The sequence below is a fragment of the Thomasclavelia cocleata genome, assembly GCF_900102365.1.
Classification (GTDB): domain Bacteria; phylum Bacillota_I; class Bacilli_A; order Erysipelotrichales; family Coprobacillaceae; genus Thomasclavelia; species Thomasclavelia cocleata.
In genome coordinates, this window is sequence record NZ_FOIN01000044.1 from 1 (window position 1) to 21,067 (window position 21,067).

The 21,067-nt window shown below is 28.6% G+C and carries 21 protein-coding genes; 16 read left to right on the forward strand and 5 right to left on the reverse strand.

The annotated features are described in order from the left end of the window. The 3 genes from BMW96_RS11810 to BMW96_RS11820 form a co-directional block, all read left to right on the forward strand. Positions 1-278, forward strand: a 278-nt coding sequence (locus BMW96_RS11810) for an integrase core domain-containing protein (protein ID WP_143050749.1), incomplete at its 5' end; no start/stop codon positions are given. Between the two features lie 529 nt (positions 279-807). Next, positions 808-2,016: a DUF2974 domain-containing protein gene (locus BMW96_RS11815; RefSeq protein ID WP_092356216.1), complete on the forward strand. Its 1,209-nt coding sequence runs from the start codon at positions 808-810 to the stop codon at positions 2,014-2,016. A 48-nt stretch (positions 2,017-2,064) separates the two neighbouring features. Further along, the gene (locus BMW96_RS11820) at positions 2,065-2,469 is read left to right on the forward strand and encodes a hypothetical protein (RefSeq protein WP_092356219.1); all 405 of its coding nucleotides are present in this window, start codon (positions 2,065-2,067) and stop codon (positions 2,467-2,469) included. Between the two features lie 69 nt (positions 2,470-2,538). On the opposite strand, the gene BMW96_RS11825 is transcribed toward BMW96_RS11820, so the two are convergent. Continuing rightward, positions 2,539-2,988, reverse strand: a complete 450-nt coding sequence (locus tag BMW96_RS11825; RefSeq protein WP_177165847.1) for a GAF domain-containing protein — start codon at positions 2,986-2,988, stop codon at positions 2,539-2,541. A gap of 98 nt (positions 2,989-3,086) precedes the next feature. Here BMW96_RS11825 and BMW96_RS11830 point away from each other — a divergent pair, with 98 nt between their 5' ends. Next, positions 3,087-3,641: a hypothetical protein gene (locus BMW96_RS11830; protein ID WP_092356225.1), complete on the forward strand. Its 555-nt coding sequence runs from the start codon at positions 3,087-3,089 to the stop codon at positions 3,639-3,641. Positions 3,642-3,661: 20 nt separating this feature from the next. On the opposite strand, the gene BMW96_RS11835 is transcribed toward BMW96_RS11830, so the two are convergent. Beyond that, entirely contained in the window at positions 3,662-4,984 is a 1,323-nt protein-coding gene (locus BMW96_RS11835) for an amidohydrolase (protein ID WP_092356228.1), read from the reverse strand. A gap of 112 nt (positions 4,985-5,096) precedes the next feature. Then, entirely contained in the window at positions 5,097-7,424 is a 2,328-nt protein-coding gene (locus tag BMW96_RS11840; RefSeq protein ID WP_092356231.1) for a cation-translocating P-type ATPase, read from the reverse strand. Positions 7,425-7,692: 268 nt separating this feature from the next. Between BMW96_RS11840 and BMW96_RS11845 the strand changes: the two genes are divergently transcribed. Both BMW96_RS11845 and BMW96_RS11850 read left to right on the forward strand, forming a co-directional pair. Next, positions 7,693-9,033 carry a citrate synthase gene (locus tag BMW96_RS11845; RefSeq protein WP_092356234.1) on the forward strand — a complete coding sequence of 447 codons (1,341 nt, stop codon included), beginning with the start codon at positions 7,693-7,695 and terminating at the stop codon, positions 9,031-9,033. Positions 9,034-9,056: 23 nt separating this feature from the next. Next, positions 9,057-9,527: a hypothetical protein gene (locus tag BMW96_RS11850; RefSeq protein WP_092356237.1), complete on the forward strand. Its 471-nt coding sequence runs from the start codon at positions 9,057-9,059 to the stop codon at positions 9,525-9,527. A gap of 81 nt (positions 9,528-9,608) precedes the next feature. Here BMW96_RS11850 and BMW96_RS11855 read toward each other — a convergent pair whose 3' ends face one another. Further along, positions 9,609-10,673 (reverse strand): branched-chain amino acid aminotransferase, encoded by a 1,065-nt coding sequence (locus BMW96_RS11855; protein ID WP_092356240.1) that lies wholly within the window; start codon positions 10,671-10,673, stop codon positions 9,609-9,611. Between the two features lie 164 nt (positions 10,674-10,837). Beyond that, positions 10,838-11,365 (reverse strand): cysteine hydrolase family protein, encoded by a 528-nt coding sequence (locus BMW96_RS11860; protein WP_092356243.1) that lies wholly within the window; start codon positions 11,363-11,365, stop codon positions 10,838-10,840. 112 nt (positions 11,366-11,477) lie between these two features. Between BMW96_RS11860 and BMW96_RS11865 the strand changes: the two genes are divergently transcribed. The 10 genes from BMW96_RS11865 to BMW96_RS14855 all read left to right on the forward strand — a co-directional run bounded on the left by BMW96_RS11865 (position 11,478) and on the right by BMW96_RS14855 (position 20,858). Then, positions 11,478-11,810 carry an ArsR/SmtB family transcription factor gene (locus tag BMW96_RS11865; RefSeq protein WP_092356246.1) on the forward strand — a complete coding sequence of 111 codons (333 nt, stop codon included), beginning with the start codon at positions 11,478-11,480 and terminating at the stop codon, positions 11,808-11,810. Positions 11,811-11,821: 11 nt separating this feature from the next. Further along, positions 11,822-14,245 carry a heavy metal translocating P-type ATPase gene (locus tag BMW96_RS11870; protein ID WP_092356249.1) on the forward strand — a complete coding sequence of 808 codons (2,424 nt, stop codon included), beginning with the start codon at positions 11,822-11,824 and terminating at the stop codon, positions 14,243-14,245. A gap of 251 nt (positions 14,246-14,496) precedes the next feature. Continuing rightward, positions 14,497-14,733 (forward strand): FeoA family protein, encoded by a 237-nt coding sequence (locus tag BMW96_RS11875; protein WP_092356252.1) that lies wholly within the window; start codon positions 14,497-14,499, stop codon positions 14,731-14,733. Further along, positions 14,723-16,735, forward strand: coding sequence for a ferrous iron transport protein B (gene feoB, locus BMW96_RS11880; RefSeq protein ID WP_092356255.1), 2,013 nt, complete (start codon positions 14,723-14,725; stop codon positions 16,733-16,735). The genes BMW96_RS11875 and feoB overlap by 11 nt, the downstream gene beginning before the upstream one ends. Before the next feature lie 49 nt (positions 16,736-16,784). Then, entirely contained in the window at positions 16,785-17,426 is a 642-nt protein-coding gene (locus BMW96_RS11885) for a lactate utilization protein (RefSeq protein ID WP_092356259.1), read from the forward strand. A 1-nt stretch (position 17,427) separates the two neighbouring features. Further along, the gene (gene malQ, locus BMW96_RS11890; RefSeq protein ID WP_092356262.1) at positions 17,428-18,843 is read left to right on the forward strand and encodes a 4-alpha-glucanotransferase; all 1,416 of its coding nucleotides are present in this window, start codon (positions 17,428-17,430) and stop codon (positions 18,841-18,843) included. Between the two features lies 1 nt (position 18,844). Then, on the forward strand, positions 18,845-19,354 hold the full coding sequence (locus BMW96_RS11895; protein ID WP_092356265.1) for a flavin reductase: 510 nt from the start codon (positions 18,845-18,847) through the stop codon (positions 19,352-19,354). 52 nt (positions 19,355-19,406) lie between these two features. Continuing rightward, positions 19,407-20,102, forward strand: coding sequence for a DUF421 domain-containing protein (locus BMW96_RS11900; protein ID WP_092356268.1), 696 nt, complete (start codon positions 19,407-19,409; stop codon positions 20,100-20,102). 199 nt (positions 20,103-20,301) lie between these two features. Next, positions 20,302-20,688: a YybH family protein gene (locus BMW96_RS11905; protein WP_092356271.1), complete on the forward strand. Its 387-nt coding sequence runs from the start codon at positions 20,302-20,304 to the stop codon at positions 20,686-20,688. 74 nt (positions 20,689-20,762) lie between these two features. After that, the gene (locus BMW96_RS14855; protein WP_350354457.1) at positions 20,763-20,858 is read left to right on the forward strand and encodes a hypothetical protein; all 96 of its coding nucleotides are present in this window, start codon (positions 20,763-20,765) and stop codon (positions 20,856-20,858) included. The last annotated feature ends 209 nt before the right edge of the window (positions 20,859-21,067 follow it).

The window sequence follows — 21,067 nt, forward strand, 5'->3', positions numbered from 1 at the left end:
AGAAACATCGTCCTGCCAAACAAATTATTGAACGTTTAAATCGAACATTTCAGTATTCATATGCTGTAAAAAATGGTTTCAACACGCTTGCAGGTGCCAATGACTTCATGTGTCTGTTTACAACATACTTTAACTTTTTAAGAAACCATACAACTTTAGGATATAAACCGCCTGTACAGCTTGACTGTTTAAAAAAGACACATAATATGCCAAATAAATGGAATATCCTGCTTGATGAAGCTCTTGATTACTACATAGAATCAACTATGGAATTCTAGTTATGAAAAAATGAAATTTTTTCATAACTTATTTGACACTACCAAAATAATATTTATAACTTTTATATATATTATATCCTAGATATAAAAATTTCATCATAAAAAAACTAAAGAATTTCTTAATAAGTTTTAATTATTTACATGATGAAGAAGATATAAATCTAATGTTTAAATATATTCAATTTTAAAGACAAAGCATTATGGACCAAAACAACTAGATCATTAGTACTAAAAGTAGCAAATAATTGATATATTAAAAACTTATTTTTGCTATACCACTAGCTTTAGTATGCCTATTGTAATGTTGATAACATTGATGTATTCTTTGCAAAAGTTTTTGTTTCATCCATATTTCCTTCTTTAATTGTAGATTATTTCTTAAAACAATTATTTATGAGAAATATAATGATTAAAATATGTTTTTTATATTTAGATTTGTTTATAATATTTATATGTATCACCTTATACAACAATTATAGGTGATATATTAAAGTTTCAAGAATAGATGAAAATGGGGAGAAAGTTAAAAATGTCAAATATTATAGATTATGTAAAATGGCGTGGTGATCTTGAAATGCAGGTAGATCCTTTTAATGATATTGATGGATTGATTTTGAGTGAATTGGTATATGTAGAATTCAATCAAATCGTACCAGGTTTTTTAGAAGCAGGAAATCGTCGTTTAGAGGATGTAGCAAAGGATTTTTTTAAATTAAATGATGTTGAACAGTTAATGAATAAATTTTCTTTTACCAAAGATGCAATTCAGTTGTTGAAAGTTATGGCAGAATCAAAACGTTATAGAAATATTTTATTATCTGACTATATTAACGAATTGGATTATCAAGAAATAAAACAATTTGCTGCTATCACATTTCAATTACCTGATAATAGTATTTATGTTGCTTTTAGAGGCACAGATGATACTATTTTAGGTTGGAAAGAAGATTTTATGATGACTTATATGTTGCCAATTCCCTCACAAATTAGAGCTAAAGAGTATTTGAAACAGATTTCCCATAAAAAATATAATCGTTCATTATTATATACAATTAAAAATCGTGATCTTAAAACATCAATTTTTAGCAGTTTAAAACAATATTTTAATCAAAGTTTTAATGGTGTTAAAATTCGTTTGGGAGGGCATTCTAAAGGTGGAAATTTAGCTGTATATGCAGCTTGTAATAATGATGAAAGGGTTATAAAAAGAATAATTGAAATCTATAATAATGATGGACCTGGTTTTGATATAGAAACATTAAAAATGCCAGAATATCAAAATATTGCAAAAAGAATCAAAAAGTTTGTTCCAGAAGGGTGTGTTTTTGGAATCATGCTTGAATATCTTGAAGAAATGATTGTTGTAAAAAGTGATGCTAAAGGCTTGATGCAGCATAATGGTTTTACTTGGCAAATAGAAGGAACTCGTTTTGTTGAAATCGAATCGATAAATCAAGATAGTCAAGCTATGGATACTGCTTTTAAAATCTGGCTTAGTAAAGTTGATAAAGAAACTAGAAAAAATGCTGTAGATAGTATTTTTAATATTATTGAAGCAGCAAAAATTGAAAAAATAAATGATTTTTCAGAAAAAACATTTACTCATCTAATTACTGCACTTAAAGAGTTGAAAAACATGGATAGTGAATCAAGAAATGCCTTAATTCATTTTTTTAAGACGTTATTAGTTGAAAATAATAACAGCCGTAAAGAATATAAGAAAAAAAATAATTCATAATTTATTAACATTATGCTATTATAGTAAGTAGGTGAAAAGAGGGGTGTTATGAACAAATTTCAAAATGCAGTATATCAATTTATGTTAGGACGTTATGGTTCAGATCAGTTTAATGTGTTTCTAGTGATTCTGGCGATAGTATTAATGATCTTAAACTTGTTTTTTATTAGAAATTCATTTTTATCTGCAATAGTTTGGTTGATTTTAATTTACAGTCTGTATAGAATTTATTCACGAAATATTTATAGAAGAAGGGCAGAAAATGATAAATATTTATCAATAATTCAGCCAATTCAAAAAAGAATTAGTATGATTAAAAAAAATCGAGAAGATCATGAGCATAAATATTTTTTATGTCCTGAGTGTAAACAGACTGTTAGAGTTCCTAGAGGACATGGAAAAATCACTATTACTTGTCCTAAGTGTAGTCATAAATTTGATAAAAAAAGTTAATTTTATTATAGTGATATAATTAATGATGTTTATTTTTAAACAATTAAACGATACTGTTTTCAGTATCGTTTAATTGTTTTTTATTCTTTTTAAGTGTTTAATTAAAATATTAACTAATTTTTCTAATATTAGCTGGTCATCTTCTTGAAAACGATCAAAATTAGTTGAATCAAGGTCTAATACACCATATAATGAATCATCTATTACTATGGGTAAGACAATTTCACTATTACTAGCACTATCACAGGCAATGTGACCAGAAAACTCATGAACATTTGCAACTCTTAAGGTCGTTAAATTTTTAGCACAAGCACCACATACACCTTTATCAAAAGGAATAGTAGTACAAGCAACTAATCCTTGAAATGGACCAAGAATTAATTGTTCGTCTTGATTAAGATAAAAACCAGCCCATGATACATCTTTAAACTCTTGTTTTATAAAAGCACTCATATTAGCTAATAAAGAAATTTCATAGTTAATATTTTCAAGTAAAGCATTTAGTTGTTTTTCTTTCATATCATCACCTTTTTTATTATACATTATTTTTTGATATTTGGTTTAAAAAAATAAAATTGGTTAAAAATAATTATAGAAATTTAAAAAGGAGAATATATATGAAACAAATAATAAAATACTTATTTTGTTTAAGTCTATTATTTACTTTAAGTTTTTCGTTGGTAGGGTGTACTAATGGTGATAATGACAAGGATAACGATATGAATAACACAGCAAACGATAACAACGATAACAATGATAACAATGATGATATTGATGACGATTTTGATGATATTGATGATAAGGTTAAAAATCAATTCAATGATGATTATGTAGTTAATCGTGATGATGTAATTGATGCTACTAACTATATTAGAAATAATCTTGATAATGTAAAAGATAAAGAAGTAGCTAAAAAATTATATGAAAAGGGTAGTTATTTAGAAATGGCTGCAAATAGAGCGGATGTAGGTGAGGATGATTCAATCAGAAATTTAGGAATACAGGCTAAAAATTATGCTAGTCGTGTATATCGAGCTAAAGATGATGAAGTAGATGATATTATTAATGATGCTAAAGGGGATTTTGATAGTTTTAAATCGAAATTTGAAAATGGTGTAGATAATGCTGTAGATAATTTTATGAGCTTTTTTGATAACAAAAAGAATGATTAATTAAAATGAGACTAATCGTCTCATTTTTTTTCAATATTATTTAATAAATAATATGCTACACAACTATAAACAGTTGTTCCAGTTAAAAGAACTTTTTCATCAAAATCAAAAGCACAATTATGAGGGGAAGCAACTAAATCAGTAGTTAATTTCATATAAGTACCAATACCACCATGTGCTTGAACAGTTGCCATCATATAAGAAAAATCATCACTTCCATCTAAAGGGCTAAGATATCTTGGAGCAACTTTAACATTTTTCAAATGTTCATCACATACATCATGGATTATATCCATCATCTTTTTATCACATTCAAGTGAATAAGCTTTACCCATTTGTTTGATTTCTACAATTGTATCATGCATTAAAGCAGAACCCTGAATAATATCACGAGCATATACTTCCATATAATTATTTAGTTCAGTAGTAGCACCACGAACTTCAATTTCTAATTTAGCTGTTTCAGGAACAACATTACGTCCTGTTCCAGCGTTAATTGTTCCAACATTGATACGTGTACATCCATCACTGTTACGAGGAATTGAATGTAAATTTAAAATACATGAGGCTGCTGAAAGAAGGGCATTTTTACCAAATTGTGGCATTCCTGCTGCATGTGAAGAAACTCCATGATAAATAACATCTAATTTTGTTGTGGCGAAAGTCTCATCCATTCCTAAATAAATATCATAGTCTTCATCAGGAGCTTGTTGCCAAATGTGACCAGCAAATATATAATCAACATCATCTAAAATTCCGCTAGTAGCAATACTTTTAGCTCCTCTAACACCTTCTTCAGCAGGCTGAAAAATAAGTTTAATAGTACCATGAAGATTTTCTCTTATTTTAGCTAAAATTTTAGCTACAGTTAAACCAATTGCACTATGTCCATCGTGACCACAAGCATGCATTGCTCCAGGGTTACAAGAAACAAAACCAAACTTACCTGGATTATGGTTAGTTGAATCATCTTCAGTAATACTTAAGGCATCTATATCGAAACGAATTGCTACAACTGGTCCTTCTCCATTTCTTATAATCCCAGCTACAGCGGTAAAGCCATCTTTTACTTTTTCTAAATAATATGGGTCTGCTCCTTGTAACAAAGCACGTTTATAATTAATTGTTAAAATACGTTTATTAGGAAGTCCCATTCTAAATTCTTCACGCATTAGCTCTTTTCCTGCAGATACCTGATATCCTAAATTTTCTAATTTTCTAGCAATTATTGAAGCTGTTCTCATTTCTAACCAGCCACGTTCTGCATATTTATGAAAATCACGTCTTATTTGAACAGTTTCAGGAAAATATTCTGTGGCAAGTAATTTTATTTTTTCATACATAACTTTTCCTTCTCCTTTATTATATTTTAACAAGTTTTTGAACTATTTGCCAACATAATTATTAAGATAACTTGATAGAAAAAAGAATAGGGGGTTATCTATTCTTTTAAGACTATTTTATATATTTATCTTCTAATTGTTTAAATAGAAAGGCTGTCAGATCAACAAGAAGTGAGGAAAAAGCAATTAGTGCCAGTAAGACCATTAACCAATTAAATGTTACATCTGTTAACTCTAAGATTGATTGACCAATTATCATTGAAATATAATATATTAGCTGGGTCGTATAAATTATTATTTTTCGATATATTGTTAAAGGTTTATAAACCTTTAACAAAGCAATAGTATAATTCCATCCTGTAAATAAGATACAAACAGTTGATAACATATTTGGTTCATAACCTAATGATAAACCAATATTTGTTATTAAAGTAGCCCCTAAAGCAATGATAAAACCAGATGGAAAAGATCTTTCTAATACGTTTTTTAAAAAATTTCCTTTTACTTGAGAAAAATTAGCTTCATATGTTAAAAAGAAAGTAGGAATACCAACTCCACAGGCACTAATTAAAGATAATTGAATTGGCTCAAAAGGATAAGCTTGACCAAAAAATATTGTTGTAATAGAAATTAGTGCTGAAAAAATTGTTTTAATCAAAAACATTGATGCTGACATAGTAATGTTATTAATAACTCTTCTACCTTCATCAACAATATGAGGCATTGCATTAAAATTATTATCCAGCAAAACTAGATTGGCAGCATTTTTTGCAGCATCACTGCCTGAAGCCATAGCAATTGAACAATCAGCTTCTTTAAAAGCTAAAACATCATTTACTCCATCACCAGTCATTGCAACAGTATGTCCCATTTCTTTTAGTGCCAAAACCATTTCTTTTTTTTGTTGGGGAGTAACACGACCAAAAACAGAGTACTTATTTATAGCTTCTTGTAATTTTTTTGAGGAAGTTAGTTTAGTAGCATCAATATATTTATGTCCTTCTTTTAATCCTGCTCTTTTAGCAATAGCAGAAACTGTAATTGGATCATCACCAGAAATAATTTTTAAATCTACTCCCTGTAAGTTAAAATAATTTATTGTTTCTTTTGCATCAGCTCTAATCACATCACTTAATACAATGATACCACAAGGTTTTAAATCATTAGGTAAAGATTCATTATCCATTATTTTATCAGTATGTGCTAATACTAAAATACGATATCCATCATTTGCGTATTTAGAACAAAGTTCTTCAAGATTTTGATTACCATGAGGAAATAAGAACTGATATGCACCAATATAATATGTACCCTGATCATAAAAAGATGTTCCACTATATTTACGATTCGAACTAAATGGGATAACATAATATGGTTTGAAAGTTGTTTGGCAAGGATAATGTTCTTTAAGTGCTTGAGCAGTAACATTAACATCAGTTAATGTATGCATTAAATTACCAATAATTTCATTTAAATCAACATTACTTATTTTAACATCAAATTCAACTTCCATTGTTCCTTCAGTAATTGTCCCAGTTTTATCAAGACATAAGACATCAACTCGAGCTAACGTTTCAATACAAAATAGTTCCTGAACTAAAGTTTTTTGCTTTGCTAATCTTAAAACACTAAGAGTTAAAGCAACACTAGTAAGTAAAACCAGACCTTCAGGAATCATTCCTAATACAGCAGCTACTGTACTAACTATTGCATCATTGAAATTTTGTCCCCCATATATAAATTGTTTTAAAAATAATAATCCCCCAATTGGTAAAATAATAATACTTACATATTTTAAAATTTTATTTAAACTTTGATTTAATTGAGAATTATGTTTTTTTAATCGTTTAGCTTCACTAGTAATTTTATTCATGTAATTATCATTACCAACATGAAGAACTTTACAAATACCTTTTCCAGAAGTAATGAAACTACCAGAAAGTAAGTTATCACCATTTTGTTTTATAACAGGATCAGATTCACCAGTCAGCAAAGATTCATTTACTTCAATATATCCTTCAACTAATGTACTATCAGCAGGAATCTGGCATCCAGTATATAAAACAAGATAATCGTCTAATACAATTTCATCAATCGAAATTTCCATAAGTACATCATCACGAATAACCTCAACTTTAGAAGTTGTAATAATTGATAAACGATCTAATGTTCGTTTAGCTTTTATTTCCTGATAAATACCTTCAATAGTATTTATAATAATTACTAATATAAATAAAGTATTTTTGTAAGAACCTACAAAAATAACAAGAGCTAATAAAGCTGCATTTAATATATTAAAGAAAGTAATTGTATTGTTCAAAAATATTTGTTTATATGATTTTGTAATCTTATTATCAATTATGTTTAGTTTACCTTCATTTATTCTTTGTTTGACTTGATTACTAGTTAAACCAGTATAATTTTGTTTATTTATTTTCATAATAGTCTTACATTCCTTTCTAGCTATGTGTTTAAGGCACACATAGTTATAAATATGTTATCATTGTAGATTTTTTTAGTTTATTTTTTATTTGGATTATTATTTCTGTTTTTCATTCTAACTTAATTATACCAATTAAACAATAAATCAATATGAATTTTGTTTAAGAAAGATTAAGTTGTTTTGTATACAGTCTTTAATATAAATTGTATACAATTTAGTGAATTGATGTTATAATGGATATAATTAAATTTTAGGGGGTATTTGTATGAGTGAATTTATTGATGGTTTTATTGAAAAAGCTAAAGAGGGTAATAATAGAATAGAAAATGAATTATATTCGAAATATGATGTAAAAAAGGGATTAAGAAATGAAGATGGTACTGGTGTTTTAGTTGGGCTTACTAAAATAGCTGATGTTGTAGGATATAAAAAAATAAATGGGAAAAAAATTGATTGTGATGGTGAATTATATTATCGTGGTATCAATGTTTCTGATATTATCAATAGAAGAGAACCTAACCAGCGATTTTTATTTGAAGAAACTTGTTTTTTAATTTTATTTGGATATTTGCCAAATTCAGAAGAATTAGAAAATTTTAAAAAAGAACTGTCTAATCGTTATGAGCTTCCACCATACTATCTTGAATCAAAAATTCTTGGATTTCCTTCTAAAAATCTAATGAATAAATTACAACAAGAGGTATTGATGCTTTATTCATATGATAGTGATCCTGATAATATTAGTGCTTTGGCGACAATGTATAAAGGGTTAAATTTGATAGCAAAAATACCATCAATTGTTTGTTATGCATATCGTACAAAAGTACATTATTTTGATAAGGAAAGTTTGTTTATTCATCAAATTAGACCTGATCTATCAATTGCTGAAAATATTTTATATCTGTTACGTGACCATAAACATTTCACGCCTAAAGAAGCAGAAGTTTTAGATATGTGTTTAGTATTGCATGCAGATCATGGTGGGGGGAATAATTCAACCTTTACTAATGTTGTAATTAGTTCGACTGGAACAGATATTTATTCTAGTTTTGCTGGAGCTATTGGTTCATTAAAGGGACCTAAACATGGTGGGGCGAATTTAGCTGTAATGAAACAAATGCAGTTAGTTATTGATGAAATAGGTTTAAATGCTAGTGATGAACAGATTAAACAAGTTATTGATAAAATCTTATCTAAACAATTTAATGATAATAGTGGTTTGATTTATGGTATTGGGCATGCTGTTTACACACTTAGTGATCCTCGTTGTATTATATTAAAACAACAATGTAAAGATTTAGCGGTTGAAAAAGGACGTGAAGCAGAGTATGATTTTTACCATCGTTTTGAACAATTAGCAACAGCAGAAATTAAAAAGCGTAAAAATATCAATGTTTGTGCTAATGTTGATTTTTATAGTGGATTAATTTATGATATGCTGTGTATTCCTACAGAGTTATATACATTAATGTTTGTTGTTGGACGTACAGTAGGCTGGTTAGCTCACAATATTGAAAACAAGCTGTATTCTGGTAGAATAATTCGTCCAGCTGCTAAATATGTTGGTGAAACATACGATTATATTCCAATTGATAAAAGAAAATAAATATAAAAAGGGAAAGTTGATATATGAAAAAATTATTTAAAATTGTACTAATTTGTGGTTTATGTTTTAGTATTGTGGGATGTAGTAAGAAGGATATAGCTGAAAACCAGGAGGAAGCTAATAAAATTATTGATGCTGCTTATCGAGTTGAAAAAGATAATAGTGACGAACCTTGGGATGAAAATTCTGTTTATGATACAATGAAAAGCGGTTTTTGGTTTTTCATTTGTAATGATGCATATATAGATGTTCATCTTGTGCATAATTCAATAGATGATACTGAGGAAATTGATGGCATTACTTATCATGACAAAGATTTTAATGTTATAGCTCCAATTTATGGGGATGGAAAAAGCAAAGATGAAAAATCTACAGAGGCATTAAATAACTGGCTGGAAGATACGGGAATAACTAAAGAACAATTTATTAAATGGGCAGAAATGACAGTGGAGAAAAAGTTTGCTGAAGCAAATGAAAGAGTATTGGATGAATAATTTCTAATTTAATTAGTTGTAAACTTAAAAAGCAGGGTAGCTTTAATTGTGCTATAACCTGCTTTTTTAATAATCTTATAGTTATTTAAGATGACGAACCCATCCATATTTGTCTTCAATACGACCCCATTGGATACCTGTTAAAGTGTCATAAAGCTTTTGTGTTAAGCTGCCAGTTTTAAAATCATTAATGATAACTTCTTCACCTTTATAATAAAGTTGTCCAACTGGTGAAATAACAGCTGCTGTTCCAGTTCCAAAAGCTTCTGTAAGTTTACCATTTTTACCAGCTTCCATCAATTCATCAATACTTAGTTCTCTTTCTTCAACTTCATAACCCCAGTCTTTAAGGATATGAATAATTGAATCACGAGTAACTCCTGGTAATACAGAGCCTTCAAGTGGAGCAGTAATAACTTTTCCATCAATTACAAACATTACATTCATTGTACCTACTTCTTCTACATACTTACGATGAACACCATCTAACCATAATACTTGTGTATAACCATGAGATTCAGCTTTTACTTGGGCAGCAATACTAGCGGCATAGTTTCCACCACATTTAGTAAATCCTGTCCCACCTTTAACAGCTCTTACATATTCATCTTCAACCCATATTTTAACTGGATTTACTCCCTCAGGATAATAGTTTCCTACAGGCGATAAGATAATGATAAATGTGTATGATTTAGCAGGATGAACCCCAACTCCAGCTTCACTTGCAAACATAAATGGCCGAATGTATAATGACGTATCTTTAGCAGTAGGAATCCAATCCTGTTCATATTTAACAATTGCTTCAACTGCTTCAACAAACATATCTTCAGGTAATTCTGCCATACAGATTCGTCTATTTGAATTAATCATTCTTCGTGCATTCATTTCAGGTCTAAATAGAGTAATATCTCCATTAGGATCACGATATGCTTTTAACCCTTCAAATGTTTCTTGGGCATAATGTAATACCATTGTAGCTGGATCCATAGGAACTGGTGCATATGGAACGATTCTTGCATCATGCCAGCCTTTACCTTCTGTATAATCCATCATAAATATATGGTCAGTAAAATAATTACCAAAACCTAAGTTATCTTGACTTGGTTTTTCTTTTAGCGTTTGAGCTCTTTCAATTTTAATTTCCATGATTAAAATACCCCCTTAATTTATTTATAAGTATACTCTTATTTAACCCTTGTTACAAGAAAGAATTTATCTAAATAATGGTGATAATATAGGATTTCTATGAAAATATAATAATAATTATGGATAATAGTAAATTATTTAATTAAAAAACAGTTTATTGTATACTAACCATTATTAATAATTTTCATATGCAAATTAGCCATTAAATCAATTGCTTTTTCTTGCAATAAAGGATCATTACTAGCAATACCTTTACAATCAATAATTATTGTTGCTTCAGGTAATGCAGCTTTAACAATGACTGCATTAGAAATAACACAAATATTTGAAACTACGCCAACTAAAGTTATTTCTTCATAATCTTTATCTTTTAAATAATTACCTAATTCTAAAGAACCAAAAGTATTTTTAAGAATTTTTTTATCATTTTTAGCTAAATTATCTATTTTACCATATAACTGCCATCCTTCACTGTTTTCTATACAATGAGTAACAGGTAGATTCTTACCTTCCTGGGTATCTAAATAATTATCTTGATGAGAATCATAAGTAAAGATTACATCATCTTTATTTAAATGATATTTTTTAATCAATTCCACTAAATAATCTTCTAATATTATTGCATCATTAAAACCTAAACTACCACTAACAAAATCATTTTGATAATCAATTACTATTAATAATCTTTTCATATAAACCTCCATTCTCTTGATTTATTTTATCATTATTAGTTGACAATGTAAATATATGGTTATATAATCATATTGTCATATGAATAAATGTTCATATAAAGGAGATGTGAAAATGGATAAAGTAGTAAATGAAGTTATTGTTAATAAAGTTGCTGCAGCACTTCCAGAAGAAGAAATTTTATATGATGTTGCAGAATTGTTTAAAGTATTTGGTGATTCAACAAGGATTAGAATTATTTGTGCTTTGTTTGAATCAGAAATGTGTGTATATGATTTAGCGGCATGTTTAGAGATGACTCAATCAGCAATTTCTCATCAATTAAGAATTTTAAAACAAGCTAATTTAGTTAAATTTAGACGTGATGGAAAATTAATGTATTATTCACTTGATGATGAACATGTTAAACAAATTTTTGATGCAGGTTATAAGCATGTGATTGAATAGGGGGGAAAGTTATGAAACTTAAATATGATTTAAAAGGACTTGATTGTGCTAATTGTGCTCAAAAAGTTCAAGAGCGAGTAAGTGATTTAAAAGGAATTAAAGAATGTAATGTTGTTTTTGCAACTACAAAAATGTTTGTTGAAACAATTGATGATTCATTTGATGAAGCGTTACTTATTAAAACAGTAAAAAGCGTTGAACCTGATGTGGAAGTGATTAACTTATCAAATGAATTTCATGATGATAAAATACATCATCATAATCATAATAAATATAGCTGTGAGCATGACCATGAACATCATCATAAGCATGAAAATTGTAGTTGTGGACATGATCATGATATTGAAACAATTAAGCATGATGATTTAAAAGAGGGTATTAATATTAAGATAAGTGGTCTTGATTGTGCTAATTGTGCTATGAAGGTTGAACAAGCAATTAATAAAATGAATGAAATTGATAAAGCTCAGATTATTTTTTCAACTGAAACTTTAAAAGTCAAACCCAAAGATTCTATTGATCAAAACAAATTATTAAAACAAATCCAAAAAGTGGTTGATCAAGTTGAAGATGGTGTTACTTTATCACTTAAAGATACACTACAAGTAATAGAAAAGCCTCGATTATTTGTTTGTAAAGATCATCTTGGATTAATTATTGGTACACTAATATACATTATTGCTATAATTGTTGGTGATTTTGAATTTGATGCCTTAATTTATGGAATTGCATATTTATTGGTAGGATATAAAGTAATTTTAAAAGCTTTAAAAAATATAGGCCGTGGTGAAATTTTTGATGAAAATTTTCTTATGTGTATTGCTACTATTGGTGCTTTTTGTATCAGTGATTATAAAGAGGCTATTGCAGTAATGTTGTTTTATTCAGTTGGTGAGATTTTTCAGGCTTACGCTGTTAATAAAACAAGAACTTCTATTAGCTCCTTAATGGATTTGAAAAGTGATTATGCTAATCTTATAGTTGGAGATGATATTATTAAAGTTACTCCAGAAAAAATTAAGATTGGTGATGAGATAATTATTAAGGTGGGAGAAAAGGTTCCTCTTGATGGAAAGGTGTTAAAGGGTGAAAGTACTTTAGACACTTCTAGTTTAACAGGTGAAACATTACCAAGAAATGTAAGTGCTGGTGATGAAGTATTAGCTGGGGTAGTTAATTTAACTGGAATCATAAATATTAAAGTAACTCAGGCTTATGAGGATTCAACTGTATCAAAAATTCTTGATTTAGTTGAAAATGCTGCTAGTAAAAAAGCTCCAATTGAGCAATTTATTACACGTTTTGCGAGAGTATATACTCCAACAGTAGTCTTTTTAGCTATTGCTCTAGCAGTTATTCCAATGATTATTTTTAAAGATGCTGTTTTTTTGGAATGGCTATATAGAGCATTGACATTTTTAGTTGTATCTTGTCCTTGTGCATTAGTAATTTCAATTCCATTAGGTTTATATGCTGGTTTAGGTAAAGCAAGTAAAATGGGGGCTTTGGTTAAAGGCGGTAATTATCTTGAACTATTAAAAGATATTGATACTGTTGTTTTTGATAAAACAGGAACACTTACCGAAGGGAGTTTTGAGGTTATTGAGATAAATGGTTCAGATGATTTATTGATGTTAGGTGCTTATGGAGAAAGTATGTCAAATCATCCTATCGCTAAAAGTGTTGTAAAAAAATATGGACAAGTTATTGATCAAAAAAGAATTAGTGATTTTAAAGAGGTTGCAGGTAAAGGAATAGAAGTAAAAATTGATGGAAAATTGTATAATTTGGGAAATAAGTCTTATATTGAAGGTTTAGGAATACAAGTTCAAAATCCTTTAACAGTTGGAACTGTCATTCATATTGTTTGTCAAAGAAAATATTTAGGTAATATAGTTGTTGCTGATAAAATCAAAGACACAACTATTGAAGGAATTAAACGACTAAAAAAAGAGGGAATTCAAAATACAGTTATGTTAACAGGTGATCGCAGAGAGGTTGCTAAAGATATTGCAAAGAAAATTGGAATAGATACAGTATATAGTGAGTTATTACCACAAGATAAAGTGATGCAAGTTGAAAATTTAATAAATCAAGGTGCTAGATTATCGTTTGTTGGGGACGGAATAAATGATGCTCCAGTACTTGCAAGAGCAGATTTAGGAATTGCCATGGGTGGTGTTGGTAGTGATGCTGCAATTGAAGCGGCCGATATCGTTTTAATGAATGATGATATTATTACGATTGGTGAAGCTATTTCAATTTCTAAAAAGACAAATAAAGTTTTAAAACAAAATGTGATTTTCACATTAATTATCAAGATTGGAGTTCTTTTGTTGACAATGTTTGGTTGTGCAAATATGTGGATGGGAGTATTTGCAGATGTTGGTGTAACTTTGATTGCCATCTTAAATTCAATGCGTATTTTAAAATAAGGACTGAAAATTCAGTCCTTATTTATCATGAATAATGTTAGAGGCTTTAAACTTTTTGTGATTTAGTGTATAATCTAGCACAGAGAGCATTTACAGTTACAAAAGATTAACAATTGGGAATATGATAAAGGCTATAACATATATTATGATGATAAGTAGTAGAAAGTCACAATTTGTGAATATCTTGTGACTTTCTTGTAAATGTTAGAATAGTTAAACAATACATAAGTATGAATTATAGGAGGTAGAAGATGACATTAGATGAATTAGTACCTGGGATGAGTGGGAAAATTACTGTAGTTGGTGGGGAAGGATTGTTACGTAGACGTTTGTTGGAAATGGGATTAACACCACGAACGATTGTAAAGGTTCGCAAAGTTGCTCCAATGGGAGATCCGATTGAATTATATTTACGCAGTTATGTTCTAACAATTAGAAAAGATGATGCTGCAATGATAGAAATTGAGGTGGTAAATAATGATATCTAAAACAATTGCTTTGATTGGAAATCAAAATTGTGGAAAAACAACATTATTTAATGCATTAACTGGATCAAATCAACATGTTGGTAACTTTCCTGGTGTCACAGTCGAACAGAAATCAGGTATAATAAAGAAACATCCAACAATTAAATTAGTTGATCTTCCAGGAATTTATTCGTTAACACCTTATACAATGGAAGAAATTGTTTCAACAGATTTCTTAATTAAAGAAAAATCATCAATGATTATCAATATTATTGATGCAACAAGTATTGAAAGAAATCTATATTTAACAATGCAGTTACTAGAATTAAATATGCCAATGGTTTTAGCTTTAAATATGATGGATGAAGTTATTAATAGTGGCAATTGTATTGATGTTGAGGGACTGCAAGATGCATTAGGAATTCGAGTAATTCCCATTTCAGCAAGTAAGAATGAGGGGATTGAAGAATTAATAGAGGCGATTGATGCAACCTTAAATGAAAAAAATTGTTCACATTTAGATTTATGTACTGGTGAAATTCATAAAGCAATTCATTCAATTAATCATTTAATTGAGGAAAATGCTTTAAAAGCAGCTTTACCTAAACGTTTTGCAGTTACAAAAGTAATTGAAAGTGATCCTGAAATAATCAAACTGTTAAAATTAGATAATCAGCAGCTGCACATTATTGGGCATATTATTAAGGATATGGAAGAAAAAGAAGGTCTTGATAAAGATGCTGCTTTAGTTGAAATGCGTTATAAAATTATTGAAAATATTACTAGTCAAACTGTATTTAAAGAACAGGAAACAGCAGGACAAGTAAGATCAGAAAAAATTGATGCTTTTTTAACTCATAAATATTTTGGAATTCCAATCTTTATTACGGTGATGTTATTAATTTTCTTTTTAACTTTTAATGTGATTGGGGCTCCATTACAATCTTTAATGGAAACAGGGGTGAATTTTATTGGTGAAACAATAATTGATTTTTTAACCAATCATCAGGTCGCACCTTGGTTAATTTCATTATTACAAGATGGAGTCATTGCAGGAGTTGGCAGTGTATTATCTTTTTTACCTTTAATCGTGGTACTATTTTTCTTTTTATCAATGCTTGAAGATAGTGGATATATGGCTCGAGTTGCGTTTGTAATGGATAAATTATTAAGAAAAATTGGATTATCAGGAAAATCTTTTGTTCCAATGTTGATTGGTTTTGGTTGTTCAGTACCTGCAATCATGGCATCAAGAACACTATCATCACAACGTGATCGTAAAATGACAATAGTTGTAACACCATTTATGTCTTGTAGTGCAAAATTACCAATTTATGGGATGATTATAGCAGCGTTTTTTAGTACTAAAGCACCTTTAGTTATGATTACAATTTATTGTATTGGTATTTTGGTTGCTGTAGTTTCAGCTTTGTTATTGAAATCAACAATTTTTCCAGGTGATCCGATTCCATTTGTTATGGAGTTACCTAGTTATCGTATTCCTACAGCTAAAAATGTTATTATGCATATGTGGGAAAAAGCAAAAGATTTTTTAAAGAAGGCATTTACAATCATTTTTATTGCATCTTTATTAATTTGGTTTTTACAAAGTTTTAACTTTAGATTTGAAATGGTTAATGATAGTTCTAAGAGTATTTTAGCATTTATTGGTAACAAACTGGCTTTTATCTTTAAACCTTTAGGTTTTAGTGATTGGCGTCTATCTACATCACTAATCACTGGAATTACAGCTAAAGAATCAGTTGTATCTACTTTATCGGTTTTAACTAATTCAAGTACTCCAGTCGCATTAAATCATGCTTTAAATATGTTACTTACACCAGCTAGTGCTTTTGCCTTTTTGACATTTACAGTTTTATATATGCCATGTGTTGCTGCTTTTGCTGCAACTAAGCGAGAATTAGGTTCCTGGTTACAAGCAATTTTAACAGCTATGTATCAAACTGGGATTGCTTATGTTGTTGCATTTATGGTTTATCGTTTAGCTTTATTGATTTCTTAGCAAACAAATAATATAATAAATGTATATGTTTATGAAAGGACTTACAATTATGGACAAAAATTTAAAAAGGATTATTAAGATTAAAGAAGATAAAATGATTAAAGCTTTTAATCAAAATAATATGCAAATTACTTTTGTAGAAAATTTTGAGGAATTACATAATTATTTAAATAAATATCTATGTAATCAAAAAACAGTTGCTTTAGGTGGGTCAATGACATTGTTTGAAGCTGGTGTAATTGATTTGATCAAACAATCTGATGTAATTTTACATGATCGTTATCAGGAAGATTTAACTAGAGAGCAAATGCAGGATATTTTTAGAAAAGCATTTACAAGTGATTTGTTTATTACTAGTACTAATGCTTTAACTATGGATGGATGTTTATATAATATTGATGGTAATGGAAATAGAGTTGCAGCTATGATCTATGGACCTAAAGAAGTAATTGTTATTGCTGGAAAAAATAAAATATTTGAAACTGAAGCAGAAGCAATTAATCATATAAAAACAGTTAGTGCTCCAGCAAATGCTATTCGTTTAAACAAGAAAACTCCATGTACTAAAACAGGAGAATGTATGAATTGTTTATCATCAGATCGAATATGTAGCAGTTATGTTAAGTTAGGGTATCAAGGTAACGTAGATCGAATAAAAATCGTCATCGTTAACCAGGATTTAGGATATTAAGATGAAGGCGGGAGTTTTATTTCCTTTATCTAGTTTTCCATCTAAATATGGAATTGGTGATTTAGGAAAAAATGCTTATTCAATCGTTGAAACTTTAGCTGAAAATGGAGCTCAATATTTACAAATCTTACCATTTCATTTTTCAACTCAGGCAAATTCACCTTATCGTAGTGTAAGTACTTTTGCTGGTGATGAAATATATATAGATTTAGAAAAATTAATAGAAATGGGTTTGTTGGAAAGTGTACCAGAATATTATCCTGAAAGTTCAATTGTTTATTATGATAAAATTCGGGAATTTAAGCATAAATATCTATTAAAAGCATATAAAAAATTTAGGGGGAATGATGAATATCATTATTTTTTAGAAAAATGTCCCTGGGTAGTTGATTATGCAGTATATTGTACTTTTGCTGCTATTAATGGTTCATATGATTGGTCATCATGGCCTGATGAATTCAAATATTATCCCAAGCTACAACAAATAAATTTAAGTGAATACGATGAAGAGATAGGATATTATCAATTTGTACAATATATTTTCTATTTACAATGGTTTACTTTTAAAAAATATACAAATGAATTAGGTATTAAAATTATAGGAGATATGCCATTTTATGTAGATCATGGTTCAGTAGAGGTATGGCTTGATAATGAATCTTTTTTACTAGATGATTTGGGTCATCCAACTGATGTAGCGGGGGTTCCCCCAGATTATTTTAGTGCTACAGGACAATATTGGGGTAATCCAATTTATGATTGGAATCATTTGCAAAATAATGATTTCAAATTTTGGGTCGATCGAATCGGCTGGGCTAGTAAAATATTTGATATTACAAGAATTGATCATTTTAGAGCTTTTGATTCTTATTGGGATATTCCTGCAGCTTCAACTAGTGCAATTGATGGTACTTGGAAATATGCTCCAGGTTATGAGTTGTTTGACTGTCTTTATGAAAAATTAGGTGATATTGAATTAGTTGCAGAAGATTTAGGGTATTTAAGAGCAGAAGTGATTGAATTGAAAAATCATTATCATTTAAAAGGAATGAAAGTATTTCAATTTATGCTTGATGAAGGCTTTGAGAATTTAGATAATAACTATTTTTATTCTGGTACTCATGATAATGAAACTATTAAAGGCTGGGTTGATGGTTTGGATCAACAAACTTATGATAGACTTGTTGAATTAGTTAAAAGTCCATTACCCTTAAATCTTGCTATAATACAGTATTGTTTAAATTCGAATGCTAGTGATGTAATTATTCCAATTTGGGATTTATTAGAAGTAAATAATAATCAGCGTTTTAATGTACCTGGAGAAGTCAATGATACTAACTGGACTTATCGAGTATCTAATTTAGAGATGGCTAAAAAAGGAATTGAATTATTTGCTAAATTAAGAAAAGGGGATTGAAATGAGTTATAAAAAAATTGATATTAATGAAATTGTTTTAAATCCATTTAAAACAATTGGTAAAGACTGGCTGTTAATTAGTGCTTTAAAAGATGGGGTTACAAATACAATGACAGCTTCATGGGGTGGAATTGGAGTTATTTGGAATAAAAATGTTGTTACTGTATATATTCGTCCCCAACGATATACAAGAGAATTTGTAGATAACAGTGATTATTTTAGTTTGACTTTTTTTGAAGGGTATAAAAAAGAGTTAGGTATTTTAGGTTCTAAATCAGGACGGGATTGTGATAAAATCAAAGAAACTAATTTTGATCTTGAAATGCTTGATGGACAACCTTCATTTAAACAAGGGAAAATGACATTTATTTGTAAAAAATTATATCGAGGGAAAATTAATCCTAATGGATTTATTGATGAAAGTCTTGATACTAAAAATTATCCTAATCATGACTATCATTATGTATATATTGGTGAAATTGTAAATGCATATGTAAACGAAAAAGAATAATTCTTTTTCGTTTATTTTTATTCATAAAGAGCATACTATTAGCGGTGAGATTATGCAAATATTAGAATATATAATTATTCCTATTATTTCTTTGGTTGTATTATTTATTATTACGAAAATGATGGGATATAGGCAAGTTAGTCAATTAAATATGTATGATTATATAAATGGAATTACGATTGGAAGTATTGCTAGTGAATTAGTAATGGGAGGTTTTGATAATATTTTACAACCTTTAATTGCTATGATAGTCTATGCAATTGTGATTATTTTCTTATCTAAAGCAGCTGCTTCTTCTTTAAAACTAAGAAAACTGATTGATGGTCAAGCAGTAGTTTTGTATGAAAATGATCAAATTTATAATGAAGAATTAGAAAAAGCTAAATTAGATTTAGATGAGTTTTTAATGCAGTGTCGAATAGCTGGATATTTTAATCTAAATGAATTACAAACAGTAGTGTTAGAAACTAATGGTAGTTTTAGTTTTTTTCCTAAGGAAAAGTATCGTCCAGCAGTAGTAAATGATTTAAATATTACAATTAATAAAGTTAAATTACCAACTGTTTTAATTAAACAAGGAATTATTTTTCATGATAATTTGAGTATAATTGGCCAAGATGAAACATGGCTTGAAAATGAATTAAATGTTAGAGGAATACCTCTTAGTGATGTTATTCTAATGTTTCAAGAAGATAATAGTAATCTTGCAGTATATTCAGTTAATGAAGTGGAAAAAGTTTTTGATTAAATATTTTGAAAGTCCTATTTTATAGGGACTTTTTTGTGTACTAAACTTCAGATTGGTTAAGGTAGCTGTTGCAAAAACAAAAAAATATATAAATTTATGTTTAAATATAGTATATTATAAATATATGAAAATTATAGAATGTTTTATAATTAAAGCAATATCTATAAATTAGAATTAAAAAATAAAGGAGAAAATGAATATGAATACAGAAATAAAAATGTTGATAGCTGCTGCAGATAAAGCAATAAAGGAAGAGAGATTTGATGATTTAATGGATTTTTATACTGATGATGCAGTATTGGTTGTAAGACCTGGTTTAGAAGCAAAAGGGAAAGAAGCAATTAAAGAAGCTTTTATTAAAATTGCTGCTTATTTTAAAAATAGTGTTGTTCCAACACAAGGAAAAATGTTAATGATTGAAGCAGGTGATACAGTATTAGTTTTATCTCAAACTTTATTAGATGCTGATAATAAAGAAACATCTGAATATAGTATGGATCGTAGAGCAACTTATGTATACAGAAAAGTTGATGGTAAATGGCTTTGTGCTATTGATAATTCTTATGGAACGACATTACTTGATTAAATTCAAGTAATGTAAGATAAAATGGTAAATATGATTATTTTATTATTTGGAGTTAGTAATATTGAAAAAGTACAATAGGTGAATTAGTGACTAATAAGTTAAGTTATCTTTTTATTGATCTTGATGAAGAAACAAGAAAATATTTTAATTCCATCCTTAAGGAGTTCTGACAAGGGTATAAAAATAGAGAAATGACTGATCTATTTATTTGGTATAGATATTTTTGTATTAATTAAGAAAAAGTCTATGGTATAATGCAAGTAAGGGTTAATATTTAATACTATCTCTGTAATAATGATCTCAGGAAAGGAATGATGAGTATGAAACAAATCAGTACAGGAATAGAAGATTTTAAGACTGTTATAGATAATGATTATTA